The following is a 16,220-nucleotide window of genomic DNA, read 5'->3' on the forward strand; positions in this document are numbered from 1 at the left end:
ATATGGAGGATTGCCTTTGTTGAAAGCGTGATCTCTGCAACGAGCTGTCGGAGGTCGGGAGCGACTTGCCTGCAGGCCATGTGTTATGAACAAGAAGGTGGAAGCAAATAGATGATGTTAGGAAAGGGTGGGATTGCAGGGTGGGCAGGCACGATACTTATAGTGGAAAAAGGTATGGAGCAATTTCGCCGAAATCTGGGTGGGCCTTCTAAATATTGGGCGGGCCGCCCACGTAACTATAATTGCAGGGGCCCACCAGGTTAATTGCGTGGCCGCGTTGATTGGGTGATATTATTACCTAACATGAGATTGTTATTTGACAGGATATATCCCCTTGTCTAGTTCGTCAGTTCGTCAGTTCGTCAGTTCGTCAGTTCGTCAGTTCGTCAGTTCGTCAGTTCGTCAGTTCGTCAGTTCGTCAGTTCGTCAGTTCGTCAGTTCGTCAGTTCATTAACATTGCTCCGCGCTTGCCTGATTTGAGAGGTTGTCTCTGCACGGGTCTGCAGCGACATATGGCTACGAGGACCTACCTTGCCGATGAGCCGTATCCATCCGGCGTAGGCCGCGGGGTTTATGATCTCGGCTCGTCTGCCATGATGCGTTCGATCCTTTCGGGATCACATTGCTCATCGACGCGGAATTGCCGGACACCGCCCTCGCAGGTGCGGATACCGGCGAGGAATTCCTTTAAGCTCTCGATGCCCCGGTCGGTGAAGGTCGTGACGCCCTCTTGGCTGCCGTCATGGGCATGGATCATCTCGCCGTAATCGATATTGTCTGAGTTGCTGGCGATTTCCTGGAGGAGTTCGAGGTTCTCGCCGATCAGCGAAGCAACATAATCGATCGTGTAGACATGCGTCGGGCGCGCTGACCTTGCCCCGTTGTGAGCCGCTAAGCGCATTGTCCTCACCACCAGCTCATGTGCTGTAACGCGCGAAGCTGTCGCAGGCTGTACCCTCTATAAGTTAAGGTACAACTCTGCCGTTGGATGAATTAGCCTCCTGAAACGCTTCCTTTACGTGGCTGATCAAAGCACGTTCAGTCTCGTTAAGCGGCGTGGAGGTGGAGAATATTGCCCATAGTCGCCGCGGCGGGACTAAATGGTCGAGAGAGAACGTGTCCACGATCCCTGCCTCGATCTCCTTGATCATCACCGACGCTGGCAAGATCGTGCCAAGAGGTGAACGACGCAAAACCGAGACGATCAGAGGTACCGAACCCAACCGCATTACCGGCTCGAGCTGCACAGTAGACTTCGCAAGTGCCGTCAGAAGAGTTTGATGCATTGTGAGCTGTGAAGGTGCCAGAAGGAGCGGGATGCTCCTCAGCTCGTCTGCCGAAACTCTCTCGGCCTGAGGCGCAAAATTCAGCTTCCTATTGACGATCAGGACGACGTCTTCGCTGCGGCCAATTAGTAGAGAGCCTACTTGCGGATCGATCCTACCAACGACAGCAATATTGAAACGGCCGGTTAGAACGCCATGATGCAGTACATGTCGAGGGCCCTCCACAACCTCGATTTGGCAGTTCGGAAATTCATTGTGAAATGCGCTAAGCGCCACGGCCATGCATTCGGACGTCAAGGAATCTGCGCTCCAACTCACCGGTAACGCAATCCGAATTGATTGTTCAAAGGCCGCAGCTATGTGGCTTCGTTCGCCCAGAGTGTCGTTGAAAGCCCTCTCAACGCCGACAAACAGCGAATGCAGCCTTTCAGCATCATCGGTCGGTTCAGAACCGGTCTTCTTCCGGTCGATAAGCCTTGTCCCGAGCGCATATTCGATCTGTTCAAGCTGGGCCGGTATCATCGGAGCAGTCCGTCCGGCGACGCGGGCAGCGCTCGCCATGCTGCCGGTCTGCACCACACGATTCACGGTAGAAATCTGCTTCAGGCTAACCTTGGGATGGAAATTCGTGGCTTCGGACCAGCCCGAAGGGGCCTCGACGCCTTTGCGGACATCATTTAGCAGATTTAACAGAAGTTCATGGTCGTTAGAGAGCTCTGCGGTCACGCAGCACGACGGACTGCGAATTACCGGAACCGCAGTGATGCCCTGGATGCGAAGACGCTGGGGTACAGTCAGTTGGGGCAGAAGTAGATCCGACTTGCGGATGTCGTCGATGAGCCCTCGGAGATCCTGCAGACTTCGATCGGTGGTGGAAATCCGTGATGTCGCGATACCGCTGGAGCGGTCGAATTTCGTGTCGCTTTGCAGTGTACCCGGCAGATCGGGAATTTCGGTTTTTGGAGCAATGTCACCACGCTCGGGTCGCTCCCCAACCGTATGGGTCAGCCTCGTCCAATGGTCTGGAGCAACGACAACAGAAGGTCCGGATACCCCAGTACCGATGGTATGTTGGATCTTGAGCTGCCCGAGTGGCACCGCGTCTGACAGAAGATGGCTGGGACCGTTCTGCATTCCGAAGGCGCCAGTACCCGTGAAGATCAAGTCTACATAAGGGTGGTCGGGTTTGGAATGGAAGCGGCGGATCGCCGTGATTACAGCGTAGGAAATTGCTGTCCAGGTATAGTCAACGTCTAATTTGAGGATGACGGGCGCCGAAGGCGCCGCGCTGCCGCCAAGTTTGGCATGACTCAAATATTCCTCGGCAAGGAGGAGACGAACACTGCGATTGTACAGCCAGACCGCCGAGCGTAGCGGAAAGGAGTTACGCCCTTTGCGACCAAAAAGCGTCACTCCAATCTGGGCTTCGAGCGTGCTGAGCTTGGCACTCAATGCCGATGGTGTGAGACCAAGCTTCGCGGCCGCATGCGCCATCGTTGGACTGTCGCAACTGACAACGAAAGCTGCCAGATGCGGAAAGTCGATCTTGGGCATACTAACCTCGGATGAATGTGCGCATCAGAACCTTGCGCGAGCTCTGGAGACCCTATGCTGAAAAGATATCGGACAACCGGGTTGCCTTGTCCAGATCACGGATCGCCCAAACATGCTTTCCGAAATCGGCCACCCTCGACTGCCTTGCGCGGGAAATGCCTCCCGCCAGTTTCCTGGTGATTTCCTCCCATCCGGCTGGATCGTCGGGCGCCCCTCGCGGCACACGCCGCCGCTCGGCCAGTCGCTTTCCGTCCAGGAAGACCACTTCGATGTCGGGGTTGTCCGAATCCTCACTCCGCGCGAACATCGCCACCTTGACCAATAGCTCGGAAACGTCCTCATGTGCGATGGCGTTCGTTTCAAAATCGTTCAGCGTTAACTCGCCTTGGAGCAGGGCGGTCGCCACCGTATAGTTCATGCTGAACTTCGCCTCGATTCCCGTTCTCGGCTTCGGAAAGCGCAGATAGCGGATGCACTCGTCGCGGACGAAACAGTTGATCCGTTCGATCGCTTTGATGTCGAAACCAGACAGCGCTCGGATCGTCAATGCGCCATCAATTGCAAGATGGGTGCAGCTGCAGCAAGGATAAAGCTTTACTGCAAGGCCGGGGGTAACAAGTTCCCAAGGGTTGCCGAGAGCTGGCAACGTTGCTGCTGATCCGCCTGTGAATGCATCCAGGAAACCGGATGGTGCCTCAAGGATGCCAGATCCGGCCGTGAAGTCGCTTTCTGCCAGCTTTGCAGCAAGGAAGCCAGCTTGAGCGGCCCGGCCGCAATGCAAACTCTTCGTCATCGTTCCGGTGTTGCCAAGGATGCCCCCGGCAAAGGAGCACGCGATCGCGAGTGCGTGCTCCGTTTGGCGCGCGTCGAGGCCACGCAAGTTGGCCGCAGCGCCGGCAGCTGCGAGAGTCCCGAGCGTCGACATCGTATGCCACCCTTGGCGCGTATGTGCGCTGCCCACTGCGATGCCAAGCTTGCAGGCGATCTCGATCCCGACTGCATAGGACCGCAGGAATGCCCGGCCGCTCGCTTGCGTTTCGAAGGCCGTCGGCAGCAGCGCACTGACGATCGGGGCACTCGGATGGCCATTCATCGAGAACTCGCTCGTATCATCAAAGTCGTCTGCATGCGCGCAGGTGCCGGTCAGAAGAGCCGCCAGTGCAGGATCGCTCCAGCAACCTAGACCAGGGACGGGAATGCCCTCCCGATCGTTCCCTGGTGCGCATACTGCAACGAGAATTTCTACAGGCCGAGACGCCGTGCCAGCATATATGCAAGCGAGTGTGTCGGCCACATGGATCTTTGCGCGCTCGGACACAGACTGAGGCACTTCCCGCACATGGGCGATGAAGTCGGAAAGCTCGGCTGTTATGGACATGACAATGTTCGGACTTGTGCGCCTTGGAAATGAAGAAAACAGGCCATGTCTTGGGCACCTAGCGGAGACGCCGGCCGTAATTCGCCAACTGTTTAGGAGATTCGCTCCAGGAATTCGGCCGTGCGAGCGTTTTGGGGGCGACCAAAAATCTGCTCTGGTGGCCCCTGTTCAATGATGGAGCCCTTATCCATCACAACGACTCGGTCGGCCACCTCTCGTGCGAAACCCATTTCGTGAGTGACGACGATCATGGTCATGCCCTTGCCGGCGAGTTCTTTCATGACAGAGAGAACTTCGCCGACCATTTCCGGATCAAGTGCGCTGGTCGGCTCGTCAAAAAGAACAATCTCGGGCTTCATCGCGAGAACGCGAGCAATTGCTACACGCTGCTGCTGGCCACCCGAGAGTTGCGCGGGATACTGATCTCGCTTATCGGCCAATCCGACGCGCTCCAGCAGGGCAATTCCTTCCTGGATCGCCTCTTGCCTCGGGCGCTTTAGAACATGAACGGGAGCCTCGATGATGTTCTGCAGAGCGGTCAGATGCGGAAATAGATTGAAGCGCTGGAAAACCATGCCAACATTCCTGCGGATTGCGGCCTTTTCCTTCTCGCTGAGTGGGACCTTTTTACCGCCTGCGAGCTTGTTGCTCACAAGTGCGCCATTCAGGTAGATCTCACCGCTCTGGATTTGCTCCAGATGATTGATACAACGGATAAGCGTCGTTTTGCCGGAGCCGGACGGACCGATGACGACAACGGTCTCCTTAGGTTGGACCGTCATTGAAACATTCTTGAACACGCTCAGGGTACCGAACGACTTGCTTACGCCGCGGAGTTCCACGGCAGGTGCCACGCTGGCTTTGGATTGATCGGCCATTTCAGGTTTCCATCTGTAACAGGTTGGGGGCGTTCGACTCGGGCTCGCGCGCAGCAGTGCGAGGACTCCAGGACAGCCGGTTCTCGATCCATTGTTGAAGGACGGTCCACACCCCGGTCAGCACGAGATAGTAGACGGAGATCGCCGCATAAACTTCGAAGGTCTTGAAGTTTTGCGATCGCAGGCTGTCGGCGACGTGTACGAGTTCTGGAACGGCGATGACGCTCAGGAACGCAGTGGTCTTGAACATCATGTTGCATTGGTTTCCGAGCGAGGGGAGGATGATGCGAAGCGCCTGGGGGAGGATGATCCGGCGCATCGCCAACGACGGCAACATGCCCAATGCCTGTGCGGCCTCGCTTTGTCCTTTCTCGACCGATCGGATGCCGGCCCGCGTGATCTCGCTCATATATGCTGCTTCGTGCAAGCTGAATGCGAATATGCCAGCGACAATCGCTCCGCTGATGGAAAACGCCGGCGTCGTGATTGTCGACGGGAAGATGTCAACACCGATCAGGTAGGGCAGCCCAAAATAGATTAGAAACAACTGCACGAGGATAGGAGTTCCTCGGAAGAACCAGACGTAAAGCCAGTTGAAACCTCTAAGCGCGCCATACAGGCTCAGTCCGAATAGTGCCAGGAACAGTCCCGCAATGATCCCGACCGCCATTGATGTGAGAGTGACGGAGACGGTGAGCCAGACAGCATATATAAGCTGCGGTGGTGGCGAGAAAACCAGCTCGAGGAAATAGTGCAGGTCAAAGTTCATGATTGAGCTCCCGGAGCAACTTCGCCGCCTTCATGAGACCGAGTGGCGTTCGAGCGACTACGCTCGCCGAATTGGGTGCGGACCAGGTCATATCGAAACGAAGCCCTTTGAATAACGCTTCTCCAATGCTTCTTGGAGAAAGCTCCAAGCGGTTGTGAGCGCGAGGTAGTAGATCGATACGCCGAGATAGACCTCGAAGGTTTTGTAGGTCACTGAATTCACTGCGTCGGTGATAAACAGCATCTCTGGAACCGCGATCAGGTACAGCAACGATGTCGCCTTGAACATGCCGTTCATCTGATTGCCAAGTGGAGGCAACATGATGCGAATTGCCTGTGGCAGAATGATCCGCTGCATGAGAAGCCCCGGCGTCATGCCGACGGCCCTGCCGGCATCCCACTGGCCATGGTCGACCGAAGCGATAGCGCCGCGAGAAATTTCGCTGAAGTATGCCGCCTCATGGAGCGCGAAGGCGGTCACCCCCGCGACAATCGCCCCGCTGATCGAAATGAAGCCGAACAGATGCACGTCCTGCGGAAAAAGATCGACATTCGTCAGATAGGGGAGGCCGAAATAGATCAGAATGACCTGCACAAGGAGCGGTGTGCCGCGAAACACGAAGATGTAGGCGCTGTTGAACCAGCGGAGCACGCGCCATCGTGATAGTCCGAACAGGGACAAGACAAGCCCCAACACCACACCGATGACCATGGACGCGAACGCGACCAGAACCGTCGTGAGCAGACCGCGCAGAAGGGCGGGCCGGGGATTGAAGACAAAATCCAGGAAAAAGGCGATATCGAACTGCATGTCGATAATGTCCCCGTTTCTTATTGTGTTCGAGTTCCGTTGCCGAGGACCTTACCTCTTGCGCGGAGGGCTGCCGCCGAAGCGGCAGGCCAGGAGTGTACACCTACTCGAACCTATCGAGCGTTGGGCATCTGCGGAAAATCATGGGCACTGCTTGTCGTTGCGGCAAAGCTCGACATGGCCGTCCATGCCCCAGGTCTTGGCGGCCTGCTCGACATAGCCGCTTTCGTAGAGAGAGACATAAGCCTTGCGTACGGCTTCTTGCAGCGCAGGGTCGTCCTTGCGAAGCACAATACCGATGGTGAGGGGGTCGATCGGTAGACCGCCGATCTCATATTTATCGCCGGTGAGCTTCTTGAAGTAGGAGAGTGTCATCGCGTCGCTCACGAAAGCGTCCACACGTTTCAGATCGAGCTGCCGGAACGTGACCGTATTCTGCGGATAGGACTGGATCTCGATCGGTGGCTTGCCTTCGGCGCTGACCTTGGTGTTGGCTTCCTTCAGTAGGCGTTCGTTGGTGCTCGAGACCAGAACCGCGACGCGGTGTCCTGAAAGATCCTCGTAAGTCTTGATATTGAGGGGGTTTCCTTTCGGGACAAGGAGGCCCATCCGCTCGCGCACGTACTCCACGAAATTGTATTTTGCGACGCGAGCTAGACTTTTCGAATTGTTCGACATGACTGCATCGCATTTACCCGTGTCCAAAGCAGCGAAGATACTGGCGAACGGATAGTGGACGACTTCGGTTTTGATACCCATCGCCGGGCCAATCGCCGACATTACGTCAACATTGAAGCCTTTCGGCGTGACGCCGTCTTCATCCAGGAAGCCGCCGGGGGGATTGCCGAGTTCGGTGCACATGACAATCTTGCCGGCCTTCGCCAGTTTTTCGGTTGGCTCGACGCTCTTCGTGATTCCCGAAGCCGCCTGGCTGTTTTCATATGCTTTGCCTTCGGATGGCTCCGCCGCCTTTGCTGCCGGTGCGATACAGACTCCGGCAAGAAGTAGATTCACGATCAATGCGTAAGAACGAATTCTCATTGTATTCCCCTTTCTTCTTCACGATGTTAGATCGTTTTCACTACGCGGGACGCATCTCCTGTGATCGAGAATTACGTCCAGGTGTTTTGGTTTCGGCAATGGGCGATGGTCGCTGGCTATTCTCCGCTGTTGTTGTCATGGACGCACCGCTAAGCTGTCATTGCTGCAAAAGCCGGTTTTCCTCCGCGAGTGCATTCGGGATTAAATCGAGCGTCGCTCTTTTGCTTTCCTTGATGAAGCGCGAAACCGTATTGCGTACGAGGGTTGCTCTGACCGAAGCGTCATAATCAAAAGAACGGACGGCCAGGGCAGCCCGGACGTCGATGGGCCAGATGGCGTCGAACGCCTGTCGCGTTTCACAATGCGAGAATCGGTTGTTGCCCTTGATCATGGCCGACCTGGCTGCCTCAGTGGCCTTCATATCGATCGTGAAGTCATCGCGAATTACCACCCCGTAGGCCGCGCGAGCTTTTTCAGCTGAGACGACGCCCCGCTTTACGTCCGCGAGCACAAGCTCGGGATCTCTCTCTGACGCTGGCCCAAACCCGCCCCCCGCCGGAGTGATCAGGCGGACGACGTCACCCCGCTTGAAGTGGAGAACGTCAATCTTGCCGATCTCACGTTCATCCTTCGTGTCGGGGTTGACGATGACGCGCGCGAGGGATCCGGCTTCGCCGCCCATGATACCCCATGGAGTGAATTTGAGCCGATCCATGCCGCGCACCGTCATGACGGCCTCAACGTCGGTGTTCTCCAGATCCAGGACCACCGAGGCGCCGCTGCGCCAACGACCCGGTGCCTGGCTGTCGATGACAAGGCCGTATCGTTGAACGCGCATGATAGTTTCGACTTCGATAGTCTCCGCCGGCACGGTCAAAAGTGAGCCCGACCGGTTGTCGACGCCATCGATACCGTCGTGTCCTATTTTACCGCCACCGCCGCCGCAAATTGGATTGATCACGCTCACACGCTTGCCGCCATGAAGACGGTCGCGTCCGGTGACCACGATGATCCCCGACATACCCGGGCCAGCTGCGGCCAGTCCTCCGGGGATTGCGGCGTTCAAGCAACCAAGCACAACGTCGTAGACGCGGGTCGACGCGGTGACGCGTGATCCGCCGGCGGCTGGGAAGTTCGCATTGATGATCGTTCCGCGGGGAGCGATGATCTTGACCGGCCGCAGAAGGCCACGGTTCCGGGGAGCGTCTGGCGCCTTTGTCAGGATATAGTAGATTAGCGATTGCAGGGTATAGGGATGTGTGGTCGAGCCAGTGACATAGTTGAAGGCTGCGAGGACCTGAGGATCCGTTCCGGTAAAATCAAACAGTAAATCGCTGCCGGTGACCGTCATCTTCGCATGGATATTGATGAATTCACCGGCCTTCATACCCTCAATGTAGTCGGCGAACTCGTAAATTCCGTCGGGAATTTCGGCGATAACCTCCCGGGCCCTCGCTTCTGATAGGGCGAGCGTTGCATCCATCCCGTCGATGACTTCCTGCGTCGAATACCGATCACAGAGTTGGCCGAGACGCACATCCATGCTCTTCATAGCAGAGAACATTGCTTGGATATCGCCCCACAGCTCCGATGAGATGCGGCTGTTATCGAGCAAAATGTTTCTGACGGCCTCGTTGAGAACTCCCTCGCGATACAGAAGCACGGGGCGGAGCCTCAGCCCCTCCTGAAATGTTTCCGTAAGTGTCGGCGCTATGCTTCCGGGAACCGCGCCGCCGATGTCTGAGGCATGCACGAAGGCCCATGCCAGCGCTATGAGCCGGCCGTCGCGGAAGATCGGATGCACCAGCGACACATCCATCATATGGGTGACCATGCCGTCGCTTGAGAATGGATCATTGGTTATGATGCAGTCTCCAGGCTTCAGGGAGGAAATTGGGATATCACCGAGACCGCCCTTGACCGACAGTCCGATGAAGGCGCTGACACCGGTATTTACGGGGTAGGCGAATGCTTCACCCTCAGCATTTGCCAATGCGCACTGGAAATCCTGAACGAGCTTCACGAAGGTTGTGTGAGCCGTACGCTGAAGGGTCGAGGATGCTTCTTCGACGATCGCGTTGAACCGGTTCGCCATGATTGCAGTTTGTACGGGATCCATTTTTACTGCCTCCGCGTCAGTGCGAGTGCGCCGGTTGCGAGGGCGCTCGCGTGAAATGCTGCTGGTACGAGGACGGTAGAATCGTCCTCCTCGATGACGCACGGCCCCTTGACCGTGCTGCCGACAGTCAGGTCCTTGCGCCGATAGGTGCTGGCGGAAGGATGGAGCTTTCCGGCAATGCGGATGTCGCGCTGCCCAACGGGCGCAATTTCAGCACGAGGCCCAAGTGGAGCGTGCTCGTCTGGAGGCATAGGCAGACTGCCCCGGACACGCACGCGCAGTTCAACGAACTCCACTGGCGCAGCCGTGTCGCAATGGCTGTAAAGCCGCAGATGCTCATCATGGAAACGATTGGCAATAGACGTAAGATCGGGAAATCTGCCATGACTGACAGGCACTGCGACCGCGACTTGGAATGACTGTCCCCTATATCTCAGCTCGGCCCAGAACTCGTGTTCCACCGAAACCAGTCGGGATCCGTCGATCTGGTTCGATAACCAGACCAGGGTCTCATCCTTGAGCTTTTCGAATTCCGCCGCCACGAGTTCGTCGGTGACGGTCGAACCCTGGATCACCGCAATGACATCGTGTGTAAGTGAAGTCACGACCCCGCCCCGAGCGCAGAAGACCGAGGGAGCGGGCGGCACGATGATCGAATTGATGCCGACCTCATCGGCCAGAAGCGGACCATGTAGCGCACCATTGCCGCCGAATAGCACGAGGGTGACGTTTTGCGGGTCGAGGCCATGGGCGGCAAGATAGGGCAGAATGCGGCTTACCATATTGGAGGTAGTCACCGACAAGCACGCGTCAGCCGCTTCGGCAGTCGAGACGCCGAGCTGCTGCGCCACGGAGGAGTAAGCAGAAGCGGCGCGATCGACATCGAGGCGCATCGCGCCCCCGAGGAAATTCTCGGCGTTCAGATAACCGCACAGGAGGTAGGCATCCGTAACCGTCGGCATGTCGCCGCCGCGGGCAAATGCAGCCGGTCCAGGAAAAGCGCCGGCACTCTCCGGACCGACTCGCAATGCAGGACCATTCAACCGCACCAGAGAACCGCCGCCGGCGCCGATCGCTTCAATTTCGGTAACGGGCAGGGTGATCGGGAAATCGCCGACCGCGCCTTGTGCCGTTACCGTTGGTTGGCCCTGGCGGACCAAAGAGACGTCCGTACTTGTGCCGCCCATGTCGAAGGTCAGCATATATTCATGCTTATTGGTGCTGGCGATGGTTTGGGCGGCGGTGATGCCGGAAGCAGGACCGGACAATAGGGTATGCACCGGAAAGTTCATGGCGTCGGCGAGGCCAAGCGCGCCGCCGTTTGACCGTGTCACGTAGAGGCGCGCCGAAGTCAGGCGCGAGTTCACATACTGCTCAATGTCGTGGAGATAGGACTTTACACGCGGCTTGACGTAGACGTTCAGGGTTGCGTTGACCGCACGCTCGTATTCGCCCATGCGAGGCCAGATGTCGCTCGATATGCAGACATCGATTTCAGGTGCCGCCGCCGTGATGATGTCGCGGACCTTTCGCTCATGTGTAGGATCGCGGAAGCTGTGCAGGAGGACTACTGCTATGGAGGACACACCTTCGGCGCGAACCGCGGCTACGGCCTTCCTGACTGCGCCTTCGTCTACCACGGTCAACACCTCGGCATCCGCGCTCAATCGTTCGGGAACCTCGAAGACCAGGTTTCTGGGCACCAGCGGCAGGGCGCGCGATGAAAAGAGATCGATCGGGTTCTTCAGACGCAGTCGCTGCAGCTCAAGGATGTCCCTGAAGCCTTCCGTTACGAATAGCGCTACCGGTTCAGCCGAGCGTTCGATCACAGTGTTCGTGCTGACCGTCGTTCCGTGCATGACGATGACTTCGTCGCCATCCTCAACCTCAAGCGCCTCCAGTAGCGGCTCGAAACCGTTTTGGAAACCCTGTGCGAAATTCGGTGGAGTAGAGGGCACCTTCAGGCGCTTGATCCCTTTTCCGGAATCCGCTCGCCATCCTACGAAGTCGGTGAAGGTGCCACCAATATCCACGCCAATCCTAACCAGTGCCATCGAATATTTCCCATTTCCTCACTTGTCTGAAGGCAAAACGATACCTGCATGGCCCGTGGGGCCACGTCGGCAAGTCATCTGCATTCAGCGTTTGATGAGCTATCTTGAGACAGAGCATCAGAGTTGCGTAGTGCAGTTTTATTAAATTGGGTGCATAGTTTTTTTGAAGTGGATGCCGCCTCGGATTCTTGGCGGCACTTCTTGTCACAAAAAACAGCGCCACAGGGCGCTGCTTGTTCCTTATCGTTCGAAGTCGCCGCTTATGGACCGACGGGAAGCGTATTCGGTTTGAAGCGGACGACGAACCGGTGACGGTCGCCAGGGTAGATCAGGCGCACGAATGTGATTAAGTCGCCCTCCAGCCAAGTCCGGCGCGCAATCGAAATGCAGGCCGTGCGCTCGACCACCTGTAGCCTCCTCGCCAGGATCGTATCAGCCGACACGGCGCGGATTGAATGCTCGCCTTCAGTAAAAGGGATGTTCTGAAGCAGCCAGCTTCCAGGCGGTTCGTCTTTGAACTGTTGGCGTTCGGCCTGTGGAACGGCGTCAAGATTGATCTGCCGCGTTTCCATTGTGAACGGAAGATTGTCGGCATAGTGCATAACTTCGAGGGTTAGGAGCCGTGTGCCAACCGGGACTCCTACATGCCGCGCATCGAGCGCGTCGGTGGCCTTTCGGATGCTGCGATCGGTAATCTCGAACGTATAGGTCCTGTCGATTGCCAGCACTTCTGCGCGGATATCCTGAATATGCATCAGCGGCTCTTCAATACGCGGCGGCGCGACGAAGGAGCCGGAGCGGCGCTTTCTCGAAATCATGCCCGAGGCTGCAAGGCTCGACAGGGCCTTGTTCACCGTCATGCGGGAACAATTGTAAATATCAACCAACTCGCGCTCAGGCGGGATGCGGAAGCCGGAGCCCCACTCGCCAGTGGCTATCTTGTTTTCGATGTCACGCTGAATCTCCAGATAACGCGACGACGCCTGTTTGTCTGTCGCGACTTCATCCATTGCTGGTCGATTCATTGTTAAGGAAGCGAGCATCAGTCACCAGTCGTACCTCTTTCACCTGTATTACAAACCTTTTATTGGTCTATAACATATGGTGCTTTGGCCGTATACCAACCGTGCTCATCGCAACAGCTCAATAAACTTTCTGAACGTCGGGAAGGGAACGCAGGGAGCCGCCCCTTCCCGGCTTATTCAGTCGAATATTAGAGCAACGGCAAAACATCCTTCGAAACGGGCGTTGCCAGGCGGCCGGTCGCAACGAGCTCCGTCGCGCGCTTGAGGTCTTCGGCCATGTATCGGTCGTCTTCGAGTTTCGGCACGGCGGTGCGAATAACCTTGCGAACTGCATCGAGCTCCGAACTGGAGGTGAGTGGCGTTCTCAAGTCAATACCCTGGGCTGCGCTCAGCGCCTCGATGCCCACAATCGAAAAGAGATTGTCGGTCATCTGCAGGAGACGCCGCGCGCCATGGCAGGCCATCGACACGTGGTCTTCCTGGTTAGCCGAGGTAGGGGTCGAGTCGACAGATGCCGGATGCGACATCTGCTTGTTCTCTGACATCAGCGCGGCCGAGGTTACCTCCGCGATCATGAAACCCGAGTTGAGGCCCGGCTTCGGCGTAAGAAACGCCGGCAGGCCATAGCTCAGGACCGGATCGACAAGCAGCGCAATGCGGCGCTGAGCGATCGCGCCGATCTCGCAGACGGCGATTGCAATCTGGTCCGCCGCAAATGCTACTGGCTCGGCGTGGAAGTTGCCACCGGATACGATCGTGCCGTCGGACAGGACGAGCGGGTTGTCCGTCGCGGCATTGGCTTCGATCATCAACGTGGCGGCGGCTTGACGTAGCAGATCGAGGCAGGCGCCGGCGACCTGAGGCTGGCAGCGAAGGCAATACGGATCTTGTACCCGCTCATCCCCCTCTTCATGGCTAGCGCGGATTTCGGAACCCGCCAACAGCCTGCTCAGCGCGCTGGCCACGTCGATCTGGCCCTGGTGGCCGCGCAGGGTGTGGATTTCTGGATGGAACGGCGCAGTGGAACCCATTGCGGCGTCCGTCGATAGCGCGCCGGAAATGAGGGATGAAATGAGAGCTCGGTGGGCGCGAAAGAGGCCGGCCAATGCCAGCGCCGTCGAGGTTTGGGTGCCATTGATCATGGCAAGACCTTCTTTGGCCTTCAAGACGATAGGGGTGAGGCCCGCCTTTGCCAATGCCTCTTTGGCTGGCATGACCTCACCGTCGAACTTCGCCTGACCTTCGCCGATCAGCGCCGCAGTCATATGGGCGAGCGGAGCAAGGTCACCGGAGGCTCCGACCGAACCTTTCTCCGGAATAATAGGGAGAACATTCTTTTCGAGCATCGCGGAGAGAACGTTTATGACCTGTGGTCGCACACCTGATGCACCCCTGCCGAGCGAGATCAACTTCAGCGTCATGATGAGGCGAACGATACCGTCCGGGAGTGGCGCTCCAACCCCACAGCAATGTGACAGGATCAGATTGCGCTGGAGGGTTTCAACGTCGTCGGCGGGAATGCGCACACTCGCCAGTTTGCCGAAACCGGTATTGATGCCGTAGTGAGCGATATCTCCCCCAGCGATCTCGGCGACCTTGTCGGCGGATATCTGCACTCTCTTCAGCGCCGCGGCATCGATCACGGGTGCGAGCGTGCCATCATAAACGGCAGCCAGGGTTTCCAATGAGACTTTTCCGGGAACGAGCGCGTGGGCCATGTTTAGAACCTTTTAGGGGGACAGGAGATCCAGAGGCATACATAATAGCCATGCGTCCTCTATTTTGTATATACCAATACGAAAATGGACCAAATGTAAAGCGCCGCGCAGCAAAAATACGAACAGCGGCTCTAAAGAGGTGCCGCTCTAATGCCGTCGTGGTGGCAACGGATTGATTATGTTCACTGAACCGGATTGAAACGACCGTGAAACTCTTGCCCGTTGACGGCTCGCCCGTAGAACATTCCTAGATACCACGGGAAGTAATGGTAGGACCACGCGCATAGGCGATTGCCATACATAATGAAGGTGCGGAGCAGTGTTTTGAGTTCTTCCTTGTCGTCCGTCTGCTTCATCGCCATACGAAGTTTGTTCGAGAAATCCAGCAGCGTGTTAAGACCGGAATAGCCGAGATACTCCGAATACGCGGGATCGAATGCTTCAACGGCGGCCACAAAGTCGTCGTGCGAGAGCGTATCGATAAGTTTGAGGAGCGGGTAGGCGGTGTACATGATATAGTCGCGGAGCATGCCGTTGGCGAAGTCCCAGGCAGTGAAAAACTGACCGTAGGTCCCGGTATCGCCGATCTGTCCCGTTCGGATCTTACGCAGATCCTCCGGCTCTACCGTCTGGATGCGCTTGGCTTCGGCGTAGAACTCGGCTGCGACGCCCTTGAGGTTTCCGAAGCGGCCCTGTCCATTGAAGGCTTCCGCGGGATCGTGTGGCCTTACCTCTACGAAGATCCTCTCCTTCGCGAAGAACAGATTGTTCCAGATGGCTTTGCCGACGATGGGAAGCAGATGGTGGTATTCCGGACGTACCTGTCCCAGCACCGGCTGCGCCAGGGGCTCAAGGCCCTTGCCATACTGAATGGAAAACTTATTGCCGGTCGCCTGGGAGTATCTCAGATCCCCAACGGCACAATCGACGATCCGCCGACGCAGCCGCACCGGCGCGGTGCTGATCGTCGGCGTCCAAGCATATAAGGACTCGCCGGAAACGACGGGATGAGCCTGCATCACCTTGAATGGCAGGTCCTGCCAAAATTCCTCGCACAATTCAGGGTTATCATCATCCGCCAATTCAGCCACGACCGTGATCTGAAGTTCCGGCCACGCGATATCGATCAATCTTCCCATTTTCAGCGCGCTCCGAAGAAAAATTCGAGCCAGTGAGACCGCGCCCCGAATAGGTATATACCATAGAGGTTGCTCGGCTGGTCGCAACGACGAAATCGCCTTAATCGGCGCTGAGCGAAAGAAAATTCCCATACAAAAAGGCGTATTTGTCTATTTTTGTGCAATTTTGGAATGATGTTAGAGGAATATTTCAGTTTCCGGATCGAGGCGCGGTCGTTTTCTGGCCCGTCAAGCCGTTAGTTTTTGGGCTAAACGTATATTTTCCTAAGCGGTATGCCGGACGAAAATATTAAATGGTCTATACAAAACGGAGTTTATGGCTATGCTAATCCGAGTGGAGGTCACCTGCCACGCACAAGATCAACCATAGGATTCTGAGAAATGTCGTTTAACAGCTTGAGTGACGTCGTTAAGGCGGTGAAGGAAAAGACGGCTGCTTATGAAAGCAC

The 16,220-nt window shown here is 56.8% G+C and carries 12 protein-coding genes; all 12 read right to left on the reverse strand.

Translation table 11 applies throughout. The features are described 5' to 3' along the window. Nucleotides 1-571: 571 nt before the first annotated feature. A complete protein-coding gene (locus M0412_RS26040; RefSeq protein WP_077768168.1) occupies nucleotides 572-901 on the reverse strand; it encodes a hypothetical protein in 330 nt (109 codons plus the stop codon). A 64-nt stretch (nucleotides 902-965) separates the two neighbouring features. After that, nucleotides 966-2,840, reverse strand: coding sequence for a LysR family transcriptional regulator (locus M0412_RS26045; RefSeq protein WP_077768167.1), 1,875 nt, complete (start codon nucleotides 2,838-2,840; stop codon nucleotides 966-968). 52 nt (nucleotides 2,841-2,892) lie between these two features. Continuing rightward, complete coding sequence (locus tag M0412_RS26050) at nucleotides 2,893-4,218, reverse strand: MmgE/PrpD family protein (protein WP_077768166.1); 1,326 nt, start codon at nucleotides 4,216-4,218, stop codon at nucleotides 2,893-2,895. Nucleotides 4,219-4,310: 92 nt separating this feature from the next. Next, the gene (locus M0412_RS26055) at nucleotides 4,311-5,096 is read right to left on the reverse strand and encodes an amino acid ABC transporter ATP-binding protein (RefSeq protein ID WP_077768165.1); all 786 of its coding nucleotides are present in this window, start codon (nucleotides 5,094-5,096) and stop codon (nucleotides 4,311-4,313) included. 1 nt (nucleotide 5,097) lies between these two features. Next, nucleotides 5,098-5,865, reverse strand: coding sequence for an amino acid ABC transporter permease (locus tag M0412_RS26060; protein ID WP_012475919.1), 768 nt, complete (start codon nucleotides 5,863-5,865; stop codon nucleotides 5,098-5,100). An 87-nt stretch (nucleotides 5,866-5,952) separates the two neighbouring features. Next, nucleotides 5,953-6,675: an amino acid ABC transporter permease gene (locus M0412_RS26065; protein WP_012475920.1), complete on the reverse strand. Its 723-nt coding sequence runs from the start codon at nucleotides 6,673-6,675 to the stop codon at nucleotides 5,953-5,955. 141 nt (nucleotides 6,676-6,816) lie between these two features. After that, entirely contained in the window at nucleotides 6,817-7,716 is a 900-nt protein-coding gene (locus tag M0412_RS26070) for an ABC transporter substrate-binding protein (RefSeq protein ID WP_012475921.1), read from the reverse strand. A 157-nt stretch (nucleotides 7,717-7,873) separates the two neighbouring features. Then, nucleotides 7,874-9,835, reverse strand: a complete 1,962-nt coding sequence (locus M0412_RS26075) for a hydantoinase B/oxoprolinase family protein (protein WP_077768164.1) — start codon at nucleotides 9,833-9,835, stop codon at nucleotides 7,874-7,876. 2 nt (nucleotides 9,836-9,837) lie between these two features. Beyond that, nucleotides 9,838-11,889 (reverse strand): hydantoinase/oxoprolinase family protein, encoded by a 2,052-nt coding sequence (locus M0412_RS26080; RefSeq protein ID WP_012475923.1) that lies wholly within the window; start codon nucleotides 11,887-11,889, stop codon nucleotides 9,838-9,840. Nucleotides 11,890-12,149: 260 nt separating this feature from the next. After that, a complete protein-coding gene (gene hutC / locus M0412_RS26085; RefSeq protein WP_161596396.1) occupies nucleotides 12,150-12,899 on the reverse strand; it encodes a histidine utilization repressor in 750 nt (249 codons plus the stop codon). Between the two features lie 203 nt (nucleotides 12,900-13,102). Next, on the reverse strand, nucleotides 13,103-14,632 hold the full coding sequence (gene hutH, locus M0412_RS26090) for a histidine ammonia-lyase (RefSeq protein WP_012475925.1): 1,530 nt from the start codon (nucleotides 14,630-14,632) through the stop codon (nucleotides 13,103-13,105). 182 nt (nucleotides 14,633-14,814) lie between these two features. After that, the gene (locus M0412_RS26095; protein ID WP_077768163.1) at nucleotides 14,815-15,771 is read right to left on the reverse strand and encodes a DUF3830 family protein; all 957 of its coding nucleotides are present in this window, start codon (nucleotides 15,769-15,771) and stop codon (nucleotides 14,815-14,817) included. Nucleotides 15,772-16,220: the final 449 nt, after the last annotated feature.

The organism is Agrobacterium sp. O3.4 (genome assembly GCF_041414895.1).
GTDB classification, from domain to species: domain Bacteria; phylum Pseudomonadota; class Alphaproteobacteria; order Rhizobiales; family Rhizobiaceae; genus Agrobacterium; species Agrobacterium cucumeris.